This is a genomic window from Pandoraea aquatica (assembly GCF_902459565.1).
In the GTDB taxonomy this organism is placed as follows: domain Bacteria; phylum Pseudomonadota; class Gammaproteobacteria; order Burkholderiales; family Burkholderiaceae; genus Pandoraea; species Pandoraea aquatica.
The window spans coordinates 74,634-88,797 of sequence record NZ_CABPSN010000005.1 but is presented as its reverse complement, the minus strand read 5'-3'; the positions used below and the strand labels follow the sequence as shown (position 1 = coordinate 88,797).

Below are 14,164 nucleotides of genomic sequence, written 5' to 3'. Positions count from 1 at the left end.
AACCGGAGCCCTTTGATACGAGGGCGACGGCAATGGGTTCGGCGGCGGGTCCGTCCGGACTTGCGGGGAATCGGGCGAACGAACGCAACGTCTATCAAGCCGGCAGGCAAGCAGCTCATACGCTGCCCACGGCTGGCTTCCCACCTTCATCAAGCATCACGTCTCGTGTTGTCGCTGCGCCTCCCGGGGGAGACGCGGCGTGTCACCGGCGTGGGGTCAAGAACATCAATATCGGCGCAACGCGCTGCGGGGAGAACGTATCGGATGCATCACGCCATCGACTTCATTCAGGATCTGGCCGTCATCATGCTGCTGGCAGGCATCGTGACGGTCATCTTCAACCGGTTCCGGCAGCCAGTCGTGCTCGGCTACATCGTGGCGGGCGTGATCATCGGGCCGTACACGCCGCCCTTCGCGCTGATACATGACGAGAAGACCATCGGGATCCTTGCCGAACTCGGTGTCGTGTTCCTGATGTTCTCGCTGGGTCTGGAGTTCAGCCTGCGCAAGCTCGCCCGGGTGGGCGTGACGGCATTCGTAGCGGCGATCACCGAAATCGTGCTGATGCTCTGGATCGGCTACGAGATTGGCCGCTTCTTCGGCTGGAAGGCGATGGATTCGATCTTCCTCGGCGCAATGCTCGCGGTCTCGTCGACGACCATCATCGTCAAGGCGCTCGACGAACTCGGCATGAAGCGCGAACGTTTTGCGCAACTGATCTTCGGCGTGCTGATTGTGGAAGACGTGCTCGCCATCGGCATGATCGCGTTGCTCTCGGGCATCGCCATCAGCGGTCAGGTCGACGCGGGCGAAGCCACCTTCACGCTGGGCAAGCTGCTGCTGTTCATGGTCGTGTCGCTGGTCGTGGGCATTCTGCTGGTGCCGCGCATTCTCGGCTATGTGGCGAAGTTCAAGAGCGACGAAATGTTGCTGGTTGTGGTGCTCGGCCTGTGCTTCGGCTTCTGTCTGCTCGTCATTCAGATGGGCTACAGCGTGGCGCTCGGCGCGTTCCTGATCGGCGCGATCATGGCCGAAGCGCGGGAGTTGCACACCATCGAACGCCTGGTCGCGCCACTGCGCGACATGTTCAGTGCGGTGTTCTTCGTGACGATCGGCCTGTTGCTCGACCCGCATGTGCTGGTCACTTACGTGTGGCCGATTCTGGTGATCACGGTGGCCGTGGTGGTCGGCAAGATCGTGTCGTGCGGGCTGGGCTCATACCTCTCGGGGCAGGACGGCCGCACGTCGATGCGCGTGGGCATGGGGCTGTCGCAGATCGGTGAGTTCTCGTTCATCATCGCATCGCTCGGCCTGTCGCTGAAGGTGACCAGCGACTTCCTGTACCCCATTGCGGTGGCCGTCTCGGTCATCACCACGCTGCTCACGCCGTACCTGATCAAGGGGGCCGACCCGTTCACCGGCTGGCTGGGCCGTGTGATGCCGGGGCGTCTGTCCTATGTGCTCGGGCAGTACACGCAGTGGCTGCAAAGCATTCAACTGACGGGCGACAGCGCAGCGCTCGTGACCATCGTGCGTCGTATCGTGGTGAGCGTGGCGATCAATCTGGCGCTCGTTGTGACGATCTTCCTCGGCGGCGCATTCTTCTATCGCCGTCTTGCCGAGCTGATGAAGCCCTGGGTCGCAGACCCGAGCCTGCAAAGTGCGGTGGTCTGGGGCGGGGCGCTGGTGCTGTCGCTGCCGTTCCTGATCGCGGTGTACCGCAAGCTCAAGTCGCTGTCGTTGCTGCTCGTGGAGTTGTCGATCCCACCGAGCCTCACGGGCCGCTACACCTTCGAGGTGCGCCGCGTGGTCGCCGAGATTCTGCCGATCGCTGCGATGGTGGGTGTCATTTTGCTGGTCGCGGCGCTCTCTGCGAGCATCTTGCCGTCGACCGAGATGATCGTGCTGATCGTGGCAGGCACGCTGGTGCTTGGGGTCATCATGCGTAGCTGGTTCGTGCGTATGCACGCCAAGCTCCAGATCGCGCTGAAAGAGACGCTCGAACATCAACCCGATGGCGAGCATGGTGGCGGGGGATCGTCGTCACACTGAAGTACTGGGGGAGGTGCGACGCTTGATCTCGCCCCACCGTCAATAAAGTCAAAAGCCCGCCGGGGATGTCCTCGGCGGGCTTTTTCTTTGGGACGATGCCTGACCTATGCCTTCTTCTTATGCCTTCTTCGGCGGGAAGTCGAAGATCAGGCAGGTGGTCGTAGCGTGGGCGTAGAGCGTGCCGTCCGGCCCGACAATGCGGCCTTCCGCAATGCCGACCTGACGCCCCACCTGAATGACCTTGCCTTCGGCGCGCACGACGGGCACGTCGCGCGTGAGGGCGCGGACCATGTTCGTCTTGAGTTCCAGCGTGGTGTAGCTGCGACCGGCGGGAAGCGTCGAATGGATCGCGCAACCAACGGCCGAGTCGAGCAGCGTGGCAAACCACCCGCCGTGGATGGAACCGAGCGGGTTGTAATACGGCAAGGCCGGACGTCCCTGAAACACGGCGCGGCCATTGGCGATTTCCACGGCGATGAAACCCAGCGTCTCGCTGATCGGTGGCATTGGCAGCTTGCCGTCGAACATCGCGTCGAAGATTTCCTGGCCGGTCAGGCCGATCACGTCGGACGGCGTTGCGACGCCATAACGCGCGGGACCATTGCGCGTGACGCGCTCGCGCACGGCGGCTTCATCGGCTTCCCATTGGGCCAGAACGGCGGCGGCTTCCGGTTTGGTGCTCATGACGTCTTCCTCGTAACTTTTATGATGCTAGGCAATCGGTTTTTCAGCGATTATAGAATTCGCTACGCCCGAATGTGTAGTTCGCGTTAGAGGGAAGCGTCGACCGATCGGTGACGAGGATGCCGGTGGCGCGAGGGAAGTGGAGCGACAACGGCGTGGTGTGCCGTTGCCGCAAGGGCCGTCGCGATCGGACGGCGCGCAATCGCTTGCGATCAGGCGGCTTGCGCGTGGCTCAGGCGATAAGTGGCCAACTCATCGATGGTCAGAATCGGCAGATCGTGTTGCTTGGCGAAGCGCTCGATATCGGCGCCACGCGTCATCGTGCCATCCGGATTCATCAATTCGCACAGCACGGCGGCCGGCTTCAGGCCGGCGAGGATCGCGAGGTCGACGGAGCCTTCCGTGTGACCGCGACGCGTGAGCACGCCACCCGGCTGCGCGCGCAGCGGAAAGACGTGGCCGGGGCGGGACAGGTCGGAGGGCTGGGCGTCGTCGGCGATGGCGGCGCGGATCGTGGTGACGCGGTCGGCAGCGGAAACGCCGGTGCTCACGCCCTGACGCGCTTCGATCGTCACCGTAAAGGCGGTGCCGTAACGGCTCTGGTTCTGCTCGACCATCGGCGGCAGATCGAGGCGGCGCAGCGTCTCGTCCGGCAGACACAGGCAGACGATGCCGCTGCATTCGCGGATCAGCATGGCCATCGTGGCGGGCGTGATTTTCTCGGCGGCGACGATCAGGTCGGCTTCGTTCTCGCGGTCCAGATCGTCCATCAGAATGACGGGACGGCCTTCGCGCATGGCATCGAGTGCAGCGGGCAGACGGACTTCCACCGGCGGCAGATCGACGAATGCGGGATAGGCATGCAGGTCGTCGGTGGCGGCGGTGTCTTGCGGAACAGCTTGGGTAGCTTGGGCAGCTTGGGTGTTGCGGGTACTGGTGGACATGAAACGCTCCTCGCGTAAGTCAATCGGGCGAAAAACGTTTTCGGGGCATGCGAACGGACGTCGCCATGGGATGGCATCCCATAGCACGCGGGTATCGACGCATCTTCTCTCATCCGGACTATGACCGTCGGCTCTGGCTTCGCACCAGATCTGCTGACCCTGTCGATGTCGCGAAAGCGACGGTGACAAGCGCTCGCGGGCTCATGACGACGCAGCGAACTGCGCGATGTCACATACCGCCGGTGGGGACTTTCACCCCGCCCTGAAGACGTGTATGCCGTACGAACGTTGCGTTGCATCGCGTGGTAGTTACGCATTGCGCGGCGCCATTACGTATGCGGCGAGACAGAGCGTAGCACAGGGAGTGAGAGGTCTGCAGGGAAGGCCGCGCGGGGCGCGTGGGATTGCGCATCGGCCACAAGATGCGGGGAGCCGCTTGTGTCCGTGCTTGGGTGGGCTTGATGTGCCTGAGTTAGCTGACTGGGCCGAGGGCGTCGCACTTCCGTCGAACGATGTTCAGGCCAAACTTGGACGCCCGTCAGCCGTCACTCAATCAGACGCTGGTGCCCTTGACGGTGTAACCGGCGTCGGTAATGGCGGCGCTGACCTCTGCGGGCGACAGGTCGCTTTGGACGTCTACGCGACCAGCACCCAGATCGACGTTGACCTTCGCGTCGGCATCCAGCTCGGTGATCGCACGTGTGACGGCTTTGACGCAATGGCCGCAGCTCATACCTTCGACTTGGACTTGCATATTGCTCTCCTTGAAAGACGATTCCGTTGACGGTGACACTGATCAGGTGAATGGATAATAGACCTTCCCATGGAGGTAAGCTCAAGCGCTTTTTCAGAGGAATCGCGTGTCGGGTCAGACGTCCCCCAAACATGGCCGGTTCCGGTGGCGCTATCGTTGAAGTGTGACGGGTGTGATCCCGCTGTTTCCACCCGAATGCGTGACAAGTTGCCGCACAGTGCTTGACCTTCCTGTCATGGCAAGGTCTATGCTTTGACGCATGATGACAGTCCTCCTGGAGGCCTATAAATGACTCAGAACTGGTCGGTCGGTATTGAAGGCATGACCTGCGCATCGTGCGTGACGCGGGTGGAGAAGGCCTTGCGGCGCACGCCCGGTGTGGCGAGCGCCAATGTGAACCTCGCGACCGAAACGGCAGCGGTGGAGGCGGCGGCGGGCGTCGCACCGGCCGCGTTGCTGGGGGCGGTTGAGGCCGCCGTGAGCGACGCCGGGTATCAGGTTGCGGAGCAATCGTTCGAACTGGCCATCGGCGGCATGACATGTGCCTCATGCGCGGGGCGTGTGGAAAAGGCGTTGCGCAATGTGCCGGGCGTGGTCGAAGCGAACGTGAATCTGGCGACCGAGCGTGCGGCGGTGCGTGGCGTGCGCGGCGTGGTCGATGTTGCAGTACTGAGTGCTGCCGTCGAGAAGGCGGGGTACGAGGCGTCGGTCGTTACCGACCCTGCGCAAGCGGCATCGGCGGATAACGGTCCGGCATGGTGGCCGGTGGCGGTCGCTGCTGTGCTGTCGCTGCCGTTGTTGTTACCGATGCTTGTCGAACCGTTCGGTGTGCATTTGATGCCGCCGCCGTGGGTGCAGTGGTTGCTCGCCACGCCCGTGCAGTTCTGGTTGGGCGCGCGCTTCTACCGGGCGGGTTACAAGGCGGTGCGTGCGGGTAGCGGCAACATGGACTTGCTGGTGGCGTTGGGCACGTCAGCGGCTTACGGTCTGAGCTTGTATGAGTGGTGGCGCGCGCCGACGGACAGCATGCCGCATCTGTATTTCGAAGCGGCGGCGGTGGTAATCACGCTGGTACTGCTGGGCAAGTGGCTCGAAGCGCGGGCCAAGCGGCGGACCGTGGAAGCGATTCGGGCGCTGGCGGCGCTGCGTCCGGAGACGGCACGTGTCGTGCGCGACCCGCACGGTGCGGCGAGCGAAGTCTCGGTGCCGCTCGCACAGGTCAAGGTGGGCGACTGGGTCGTGGTGCGCGCCGGTGAGCGTGTACCGGTCGACGGTGTGATCCGCGAGGGTGCCAGCCAGCTCGACGAATCGTTGTTGACCGGTGAGCCGTTGCCGATCGACAAGGCCGATGGAGACAAGGTCGTCGGCGGTTCGATCAACGGTGCAGGCACATTGCGTGTGGAGACCACGGCGGTGGGGGCCGATACCGCGCTGGCCCGCATCATCCGCATGGTCGAGGACGCGCAGGCGGGCAAAGCGCCGATTCAGCGGGCCGTGGATCGTGTGGCGGCCGTTTTCGTCCCGGTGGTCGTGTTGATTGCCGTCGTGACGGTCATCGCCGGTTGGGCGCTGGGGATCGGTCTCGAGGCGGCGCTGCTCAACGCGGTCGCAGTACTGGTCATCGCCTGTCCCTGCGCATTGGGGCTGGCGACGCCGGCGGCGATCATGGTCGGCACCGGCGCGGCCGCGCGGCAAGGCATCCTGATCAAGGACGCCGAGGCGCTGGAACTGGCGCACCGGATCAACGTCGTGGCGTTCGACAAGACGGGGACACTCACGGAAGGCAAGCCGCGTCTCGTCGCGCACTTGCCTGCGGAAGGGACGAGCGCCGACACGCTGCTGCGGTGGTCCGCTGCGGTGCAGTCGGGAAGCTCTCACCCACTGGCCAAGGCCGTGACGACGGCCGCCGAGGAAGCCGGGCTGGCTGCGGCGGTGCCGGTCGCCTCCGACATCGCCGCGTTGCCGGGGCGTGGCATGCGAGCCGACATTCAGGAAGCGCAGGGCGCGGGGGTATTAGGCGACGCAATGAGTGGTCGTCACACGCTCCAGTTGGGCAATGCGCGATTGCTCGACGAACTGGGTATCTCGCAGGGCGCGCTGGCATCGGAAGCCGTGCGGCTGGCGGGGGAAGGCCGGACTGTCTCGTGGCTGGTCGAGACCGGCAGTGCCGGGACTGGGGCGGTCGCGGGGGATGATGCAGATGAGCGCGCCAGCGGTGGTCGTCTTCTCGGATTGCTCGCATTTGGCGATACGCTCAAGGCAACCGCTCGTCCGGCCATCGACCGCCTGCACGCGCTGGGCGTGCGCTGTGTGATGGTGACGGGCGATAACGCAGGGAGCGCGAAGGCGGTCGCCAACGCGCTGGGGCTCGACGAGGTGCATGCCGATGTTTTGCCGGAGCACAAGGCGGAGGTCATCGCGCAACTCAAACGCGATGGCGCGGTCGTAGCCATGGTCGGCGACGGGATCAACGACGCGCCGGCACTGGCTGCCGCCGATGTCGGCATTGCCATGGGCTCGGGCACGGATGTGGCGATGCAGACGGCGGGCATTACGCTGATGCGTGGCGATCCGCAGCGGGTTGCGGACGCCATCGATGTGTCCCGTCGCACGTGGTCGAAGATCCGTCAGAACCTGTTCTGGGCGTTCGCGTACAACGTTGTGGGAATTCCGCTCGCGGCGTTCGGCATGCTCAGCCCGGTGATTGCCGGGGCGGCCATGGCGCTGAGTAGCGTCAGCGTCGTCAGTAATGCGCTGTTGTTGCGCCGCTGGCGTTCGGCCGATCAGGAGACGGCCTCCGCGTCGGCAGGCCGCACCGGAAAGTCGGATGCCGTGGGTGAGGCCCGCCGGGCGGGCGTCTGAGCAGGTTCCCACGGGCATAAGGTGAACGGCGCATAATGAAACGATCAGGGGCGACGTCCTGGAAGCAACCTTCCGATACGTCGCCCGGATTTCCACCTGACTTGAAATTCGCCGAAAGCGACATCATCTAGGTGATATCGTCTGTCTTCCGGCACGGAGTCAATGCTGCCGCCTATGAATAGTCTGCATATTGCGAGTTACAACATCCACAAGGGCTTTTCCGCGTTCAACCGCTTGCGCGTTCACGAACTGCGCGCGGGGCTGGAGGGGCTAGCACCGGATCTCGTCTTCCTGCAGGAAGTGCAGGGCATGCATCAGCGCCATGCGGTGCGTCACACCAACTGGCCGGTACAACCGCAACACGAGTTTCTGGCGGGCGCGATGTGGCGTGATCATGCTTACGGACGCAACGTCGTCTATGAGCACGGGCACCATGGCAATGCGATTTTGAGTCGTTATCCGATCGTCAAATCGGACAATCACGACATCACGACCTATAGTTTCGAAAAGCGCGGCATGCTTCATTGTGAAATCGCCGTGCCGGGGCTGACCCAGCCGCTGCACTGTCTGTGCGTGCATTTGTCGCTCGCAGGGCAGGGGCGTCGGCGTCAGTTCGAAATGTTGACGGAGCGGGTGGCCGATGCCATTCCTGCGGATGCGCCGCTGATCATCGCGGGCGATTTCAACGACTGGAGCAATCAGGCGGACCGTTTGCTGGCCGAGAAGCTGGCGTTGACGGAGGTGTTTCAGAACAGTGCCGGGCGTCCGGCACGCAGTTTTCCGAGTGGATTGCCGCTGTTGCGACTTGACCGAATCTACGCGCGCGGCTTTCATATCGAAGGGGCGCAAGTCTTGCACGGGCGCCCCTGGTCACGGATTTCCGATCATGCGCCGATCAGTGCCCGACTCGTGCCGTCGGATACCGAGAAGGACATGAACGGTTCCTCTCTCCCGTCGTTCAACCCTCGTTCCCCCCAGTGAGGTCGCCATGAACATCGGACAAGCGGCGCAGGCCAGCGGCGTTACGGCCAAGATGATCCGGTACTACGAGAGTATCGGCCTGATGCCTCCGAGCCCTCGCTCCGAGGCAGGTTACCGGCGATATGGCGAGCAGGATCTGCATCTGCTTCGGTTCATTCGTCAGGCGCGTCGGCTCGGTTTTGGTATTGACCAGATTCGCCAGTTGCTGGCGCTCTGGCAGGACCGGGGGCGCTCCAGCGCGCAGGTGAAGGCGCTGGCACAGTCCCATGTGGACGAACTTAACCAGCGCATCGGCGAACTGGTCGCCATGCGCGACACGCTCTCGCATCTGGCGATGCATTGCCACGGCGACGATCGCCCCGACTGTCCGATTCTGGAAGGACTGGCGTCGGCAGACCTGCCTGGCAATCTGGGCGCAAAGAGCGATTGCGCGACGAATGCCGCGACCACTTGCGGCACTGCGACGACACAATCAGGCACCGTACCGGCGACGGCTACGGGAGCACCCGTTGGCGGTGCCGTAGGTGACGGTGACACCCAAGTCGCACGCCACGTGCCCTAAGGACGCTACGGCGGCCCAGGCCGCGACAGCCACGTGATGGTATGGATCCGTCACGTGGCAAACTTCATTTTTTAGGATGGCGCGCCGCAACAGCGGCGCTTTTTTTTGTCTTTCGAATTTTTATTGTGCGGTGCGACGGCATGCCGCAGTGGGTCATTTTGGTACTGTTGTTTTATATATATTATTGATTTTTAATGTAATTTTTAGGAATCAACTCCATTCGAAGTGACGCTCTAGCAGAATTTGTTGGTTTTTCCCATATAGGGGCTAACCCTTAACGGGAAAACCCTATATAATGCGAAGCACTGCTGCGATGCAGCACACTAATGAATTGGAGAAACGTCATGTTTGCCGCCCTGTTTGAAGTCGTGAACACTTGGTTTGAAACTGCTGAGCGCCGTCGTCGTGAAGCATTCCTGGCTGAGTCGAAGGACATCATTGAGCTGGAACAACGTATCCGCGCGCTCGAAACCGCCGGTTACTAAGCAAGTCAGAAGTCCTTCCGGACGAGCGGTCGCTGCTGGCGCAACCAGGCAAGTCGATCGTCTTATCGGGCGGTTCCCGTCATCGCTGTGATGACGTGCGACGGCCCCAACCGTGAGTTCGGATGCCATTCCCGCTGTTCCGGGATTGGCCACACAAGCCCGCCGCTTCGGCGGGCTTTGTCGTTTACGTCATCGTCTCGCTGTATTTCCCTCGCTGTCGTCGTCCCCCTCACCCCCCTGCTGAAACTGATAGGTTTTTCTCAACGGTTCAGTGAGTCGATTGGCGTGGGTACGCGCTCATGTGGGCGTCACCCGCATGAGCACTCAATTCGTCACTCTATTTCCCCAAGTTCATCGTCGACGTGCCCACCGTTTCGCCTGTTGTTTTTAGTAATGGTATTGATAATCATTTCTATTATTATTAAACTTCCGCCGAATTGAGATGTCGTGCAGTGCCCGGCGACGCTCTCGAAGGCGCCGTTGTCGTACGCAGTTTTCCTCTCTTGTGGAAAGGGACTCGCCACCGACCGGCAAGTCTCTTCTCAGTCCAGGCATCGGTTCGTTGCCGGGGCGCACTCCAGCAAGCTGTTCCTCATGTCGCTCGTTTCCCGTTCTTCCCGTTTTGCCCGAGTTTCTCGTGCTGGCATCGTCACGCCGAGCGCAAGTCAATGGCCCGCGCTGCGCCCGCTTGTCGTCGCGTCGGCATTGACCTTCGGCTCGGTCGTTTTCGGTGGCAACGCCATGGCGCAGTCTGCGCAGGCGGGCGATGCTACCGGGGCCACACAGGCCGGTGCGCAGAGTCCCGTGGCATTGCCGACGGTGACCGTGCAGGGAGATCGGGAGAAGTCGCCGAACGACACGCAGCCGGCCTATGTGGGCGGACAGGTGGCACGCGGTATGAGCTTTGGGGTGCTTGGTAATCAGAGCACGCTTGATGTGCCGTTCAGCATGAGCGCGTACACGTCGAAGATGATCGAGGATCAACAGGCGCGCACGCTTGCCGACGTGCTCGATAACGATCCGTCGGTGCGTATGTCGCGCGGTTTCGGCAACTTTGCACAGACGTTCGTGATTCGCGGTTTCACGCTGGCCGGCGACGACATTTCGCTTAACGGACTCTACGGCATCACGCCGCGTCAGCTGGTTTCGACCGAAGCACTTGAGCGTGTCGAGCTGTTCAAGGGGGCGAACGCGTTCCTGAACGGCGCGTCGCCGGGCGGTTCGTCCATTGGTGGCGGGGTGAATCTGCAACTGAAACGGGCAGAGGACACGCCCCTTAACCGTGTGACCATCGATGGTAGCGGTTCGGGCGAATTCGGTACGCACATCGACGTCGGCCGCCGCTTCGGCAGCGAAGGCCAGTTCGGCATTCGTGTGAATCAGGCGATTCGCGACGGTGAGACCTCGGTCGACCGGGAGCACTCGAACTCGCGGACGACGGCGGTCGCACTTGACTGGCGCGGCGACAAACTGCGTTTGTCGGCGGACTTCCTTTACCAGAAGCAGCACATCGGTTCGGGCCGGGCGCTGTACAACTTCTCGGGCAATGTGCTGCCGCAACCGCCGGCAGCGACGTCGAACTACGCGCAGTCGTGGAGCTACACCACGCTGGAAGACAGCGTCGGTATTCTTCGTGCCGAGTACGATTTCCTGCCGCACTGGACGGCCTACGTCACGGGCGGTATCCGGCACACGAACGAGAACGGTGAGTATTCGAATCCGACGTGGAAGGGCGCGTCGAGCCCCATTACGGCAACGCGGCTGAATGCACCGCACCAGGAAGATGCGCTGTCCGGTGAAGTCGGCGTGCGCGGTCGTTTTACGACCGGTCCGGTGTCGCATTTCTTTACGGCAGGGGCGTCGGCGACGCGCCTGGACTCGCAGTCTGCGTTCACGTTCGCGCCCGCGTTCAATACGAGCTTCGTCAATCCGCCGCAGGTGGCGTATCCGGCGACGACGTCGCAGGGCGGCAATCTGGACGACCCGCAAACGACGGCGCTCACGTTGCTGCGTAGCGTCTCCGCGTCGGACACGCTGGGCTTCTTCAACGACCGTGTTTTGGCGACGGTTGGCGTGCGTCATCAGTCGATCGGTGTGAACAACTACGGTTACACCGGCGTGCAAACGCTGGCTTACAACGACGCCATCACCACGCCGCTGTTCGGCATCGTCGTCAAGCCGTGGCAGAACGTGTCGTTGTTCGCGAACCGTAGCGAAGGTCTTGCCGCAGGGACGACCGCACCGCAGGGGACCTTGAACTACGGTCAGTCGCTGCCGCCGTATCGTTCGAAGCAGATCGAATTCGGGGCGAAGTACGACACGGCGCGTTTCGGTGCTTCGATTGCGTTCTACCAGATCGAGAAGCCGTCGGCTTATACGAACGCGTCGAATGTCTATGTGGCAGACGGGCTTGAGCGCCATCGCGGCGTCGAGGCGTCGGTGTACGGCAGCCCGGTTAAGAATGTGCGCGTGATTGCCGGGGTGTCGTACATCAACGGCACGCTGCTCAATCAATCGAGCGCGGCGACGAACGGGAATCGTCCGGTCGGCGTGCCGACGTTCCAGTACAACCTCGGCGCAGAGTACGACATTCCCTGGGTGCAGGGCTTGACCTTGAGCGCGCGCTGGATTCACACGGGACGTGAGTACGCGAACATTGCAAACACGGCGTCGATTCCGGCATGGGATCGCTTCGACTTGGGCGCGCGCTATGCCACGCAGATTTACGGCAAGTCGACGACGTTCCGTCTGAGCGTGCTCAACGTGACGAACAAGGCGTACTGGTCGAGCGTGTCGTCGAGCAACTACCTGACGCTGGGCGCACCCCGCACGTTCCTGCTGTCCATGACGACGGACTTCTAAGCCATCGCGTTAAGAAGGCCTCGCAACCTAACTGCCTCGCTGACAACAGAAAGCGCAGCTTGCAGTCGCGCCCCGGAGCTGTCCGCAGCCCGGGGCGTTTTTTCGTCCGCTTATCGCGCAGGTCATTTCTCGATGCTGAACTCGGTCGCTATCGCTGCGCCGTTGGCCAGAGAGGTGACGCCGTAGTACTTATCGCCCACCTTGAACATGAAGCGGCACCAGTTTTCGGTGAGCGCGCGCCATTCCATATTCACGCAATACGCGCCGTTATCGTTGACCGACCAGGTACCGGTGGCATGCGCGACCTGCACGCTGCGTCCACCCGAACCGATATTGCCCTTGTTATCGCTGGTCGCATTGAGCGATCCGCCAGACTCGTTGACCCACTTGCGCGTGCTGCCGTTCTGGATGACGTTAGTGACGTGCGCGCCGGGCATTAGCGAACGCAAGTCGTCGACACTGAGTTGCTGGCCGTTGGCGTCTTTGATGTCGGAGAGATGCATCGGATCGGCACAAGCGAGTCCGGGCACTGAGAGGAGGGCCGCGACCGCGGTGAGGCAGAGCATGCGCGGGGGCTGCGGGAAAGAGGATGCGAAACGGTGAACCATGATGACTCCCGGACGAGGCTTGCCGACACACACGCAAGCCGACGAAGTGCCCCCCTGACGGGGCGCGTCGTCTGATGCTTTCGTCCTCGCGCTGCGGCGAGGTCTCGCTATCGGTCCGGGCGATGAGCCGCCGGGAGGACCGGCCGTCTCATGCGTTACCACTATAGGTGACGGTGCGAAATCTGCCCAGTGTGGCACGCCGCCGGGAAGACTCGACTTCGCGGCGGCGCGTGTGGCTACTGGGTATCGCTTGAAACGTCCCGACACATGCCGGGACTTCTCGGGTCGCGCCGATCAGTCAGTGCCGTACTTCGGCGAACGCGGACCGTAGAGCATGCCGTTGGGACGTCCGGCGGACAGCAGGCGCGCATTGGCTGTGCCTGCGACCGTGTAACCGGCGTTCGACACGCTGTTGACGATCTGTTTGATCGCGGCCGTGACCAGCATGCCGATCAACCCGCCGCCACTGTTGTTGTTGCCCTCGTTGTTCGACGCGCTGGCTGCACCGCTCCACAGCTTCGCACCGTTACGCAGATCGATGAGGTCGGCCGAGACCGTCACAACCGTGGCGCTGTCGAGCACCATGTATTTCGTGCCGTACTGACTGATCTTGATGTAGAGCGCGGCATCTGCACCGAAGATCTCGCGCAGCTTGGCCGGGCTGACCTGATGGATGTCACCGGCGACGGTCAGGCCGTTCTGACGGAACGATTCGTCGACCAGCGTCACCGGCATCACGTAGTAGCCGGCTTCGCCCAGCGGTACCGTCACTTGCGAGAGCACGCTGTAAGTCGCGTCGATATCCGGCGACTCGTTCAGCGGCGGCAGCACCAGAATCGACTTCGGCTTGCTTTCCTTGAACGCGGTGTAGTCATACGGCTTGGCCTGATGCACAGCGCAGCCGGTCATCACGGCAGCCAGCGCGGCGACCGTCATCCATTTGCAGAGTCGGGCGATCATTGCTTGGCCTCCGGGGTCTTGTTCTTAAGCAGGAAGTCGATGTAGCCGGCCGACTCGGGGAACAACTGCTTTTCGGTCTGGAACTCTTCGACCATCTTGTCGGACTTGCCGACCGAGGCGTAAAGCAGGCCGAGATGAGCGTGATACCCAGGGGGCGCAGCGTGATTGGATGCCTTGATCTTTTCCAGATCGCGCTCCAGCGCAATGATCTGAGCTTCCTTCGATTCGCCCTTGAAGTATTCGTAGACTTGCGGCTGGTAGCCTTCCCAGTCGTACAGCGGCTTGGGCGGTGTGGCGCAGCCGGAGAGCGCGAGGATGGCGCTGCCGGCGATGGCGGCGACGGCGATCCGGCCGGACGAGAACGTGCAATTCATGACGATAGATGTCCTGACTGGCATGCCGCGACCTGC

11 protein-coding genes, 1 pseudogene and 1 riboswitch are annotated in these 14,164 nt (G+C 62.5%); of the genes and pseudogenes, 6 read left to right on the top strand and 6 right to left on the bottom strand.

The genetic code is table 11. The features are described 5' to 3' along the window. The first annotated feature begins 264 nt into the window (after positions 1-264). Positions 265-2,052, top strand: coding sequence for a cation:proton antiporter (locus tag PAQ31011_RS17465; protein WP_150577021.1), 1,788 nt, complete (start codon positions 265-267; stop codon positions 2,050-2,052). A 117-nt stretch (positions 2,053-2,169) separates the two neighbouring features. Here the strand turns inward: PAQ31011_RS17465 and PAQ31011_RS17460 are convergent, their stop codons facing one another. From PAQ31011_RS17460 to PAQ31011_RS17450, 3 genes are all read right to left on the bottom strand, one after another. Further along, positions 2,170-2,736 (bottom strand): PaaI family thioesterase, encoded by a 567-nt coding sequence (locus tag PAQ31011_RS17460; RefSeq protein ID WP_150577020.1) that lies wholly within the window; start codon positions 2,734-2,736, stop codon positions 2,170-2,172. A gap of 212 nt (positions 2,737-2,948) precedes the next feature. After that, on the bottom strand, positions 2,949-3,680 hold the full coding sequence (gene ribB / locus PAQ31011_RS17455) for a 3,4-dihydroxy-2-butanone-4-phosphate synthase (RefSeq protein WP_150577019.1): 732 nt from the start codon (positions 3,678-3,680) through the stop codon (positions 2,949-2,951). Between the two features lie 97 nt (positions 3,681-3,777). Then, a riboswitch (FMN riboswitch) is annotated at positions 3,778-3,954 on the bottom strand. Between the two features lie 279 nt (positions 3,955-4,233). Next, a complete protein-coding gene (locus PAQ31011_RS17450; RefSeq protein WP_046292611.1) occupies positions 4,234-4,434 on the bottom strand; it encodes a heavy-metal-associated domain-containing protein in 201 nt (66 codons plus the stop codon). Between the two features lie 288 nt (positions 4,435-4,722). Between PAQ31011_RS17450 and PAQ31011_RS17445 the strand changes: the two genes are divergently transcribed. The 5 genes and pseudogenes from PAQ31011_RS17445 to PAQ31011_RS17425 all read left to right on the top strand — a co-directional run bounded on the left by PAQ31011_RS17445 (position 4,723) and on the right by PAQ31011_RS17425 (position 12,186). Then, positions 4,723-7,296, top strand: a complete 2,574-nt coding sequence (locus PAQ31011_RS17445; RefSeq protein WP_150577018.1) for a heavy metal translocating P-type ATPase — start codon at positions 4,723-4,725, stop codon at positions 7,294-7,296. Between the two features lie 174 nt (positions 7,297-7,470). Further along, entirely contained in the window at positions 7,471-8,277 is an 807-nt protein-coding gene (locus tag PAQ31011_RS17440) for an endonuclease/exonuclease/phosphatase family protein (RefSeq protein WP_084104181.1), read from the top strand. Between the two features lie 7 nt (positions 8,278-8,284). Further along, a pseudogene (gene cueR, locus PAQ31011_RS17435) lies at positions 8,285-8,674 on the top strand (Cu(I)-responsive transcriptional regulator); the annotation flags it as partial. A gap of 509 nt (positions 8,675-9,183) precedes the next feature. Then, on the top strand, positions 9,184-9,324 hold the full coding sequence (locus PAQ31011_RS17430; protein ID WP_072617503.1) for a DUF3563 family protein: 141 nt from the start codon (positions 9,184-9,186) through the stop codon (positions 9,322-9,324). Between the two features lie 594 nt (positions 9,325-9,918). Further along, positions 9,919-12,186 (top strand): TonB-dependent receptor, encoded by a 2,268-nt coding sequence (locus PAQ31011_RS17425; RefSeq protein ID WP_246179637.1) that lies wholly within the window; start codon positions 9,919-9,921, stop codon positions 12,184-12,186. A 122-nt stretch (positions 12,187-12,308) separates the two neighbouring features. Here PAQ31011_RS17425 and PAQ31011_RS17420 read toward each other — a convergent pair whose 3' ends face one another. The 3 genes from PAQ31011_RS17420 to PAQ31011_RS17410 all read right to left on the bottom strand — a co-directional run bounded on the left by PAQ31011_RS17420 (position 12,309) and on the right by PAQ31011_RS17410 (position 14,128). Next, positions 12,309-12,752: a DUF995 domain-containing protein gene (locus tag PAQ31011_RS17420; protein ID WP_174990173.1), complete on the bottom strand. Its 444-nt coding sequence runs from the start codon at positions 12,750-12,752 to the stop codon at positions 12,309-12,311. A 336-nt stretch (positions 12,753-13,088) separates the two neighbouring features. After that, complete coding sequence (locus tag PAQ31011_RS17415) at positions 13,089-13,754, bottom strand: DUF799 domain-containing protein (RefSeq protein WP_217424872.1); 666 nt, start codon at positions 13,752-13,754, stop codon at positions 13,089-13,091. Beyond that, entirely contained in the window at positions 13,751-14,128 is a 378-nt protein-coding gene (locus PAQ31011_RS17410) for a DUF4810 domain-containing protein (RefSeq protein WP_150577014.1), read from the bottom strand. The genes PAQ31011_RS17415 and PAQ31011_RS17410 overlap by 4 nt, the downstream gene beginning before the upstream one ends. Between the last annotated feature and the right edge of the window lie 36 nt (positions 14,129-14,164).

Excerpts from the sequence above, each read along its gene's own strand:
- PAQ31011_RS17465 (WP_150577021.1), top strand. The coding sequence starts at position 265 with ATGCATCACGCCATCGACTTCATTCAGGATCTGGCCGTCATCATGCTG.
- PAQ31011_RS17460 (WP_150577020.1), bottom strand. The coding sequence starts at position 2,736 with ATGAGCACCAAACCGGAAGCCGCCGCCGTTCTGGCCCAATGGGAAGCC.
- ribB (WP_150577019.1), bottom strand. The coding sequence starts at position 3,680 with ATGTCCACCAGTACCCGCAACACCCAAGCTGCCCAAGCTACCCAAGCT.
- PAQ31011_RS17450 (WP_046292611.1), bottom strand. The coding sequence starts at position 4,434 with ATGCAAGTCCAAGTCGAAGGTATGAGCTGCGGCCATTGCGTCAAAGCC.
- PAQ31011_RS17445 (WP_150577018.1), top strand. The coding sequence starts at position 4,723 with ATGACTCAGAACTGGTCGGTCGGTATTGAAGGCATGACCTGCGCATCG.
- PAQ31011_RS17440 (WP_084104181.1), top strand. The coding sequence starts at position 7,471 with ATGAATAGTCTGCATATTGCGAGTTACAACATCCACAAGGGCTTTTCC.
- PAQ31011_RS17430 (WP_072617503.1), top strand. The coding sequence starts at position 9,184 with ATGTTTGCCGCCCTGTTTGAAGTCGTGAACACTTGGTTTGAAACTGCT.
- PAQ31011_RS17425 (WP_246179637.1), top strand. The coding sequence starts at position 9,919 with ATGTCGCTCGTTTCCCGTTCTTCCCGTTTTGCCCGAGTTTCTCGTGCT.
- PAQ31011_RS17420 (WP_174990173.1), bottom strand. The coding sequence starts at position 12,752 with ATGCTCTGCCTCACCGCGGTCGCGGCCCTCCTCTCAGTGCCCGGACTC.
- PAQ31011_RS17415 (WP_217424872.1), bottom strand. The coding sequence starts at position 13,754 with ATGATCGCCCGACTCTGCAAATGGATGACGGTCGCCGCGCTGGCTGCC.
- PAQ31011_RS17410 (WP_150577014.1), bottom strand. The coding sequence starts at position 14,128 with ATGAATTGCACGTTCTCGTCCGGCCGGATCGCCGTCGCCGCCATCGCC.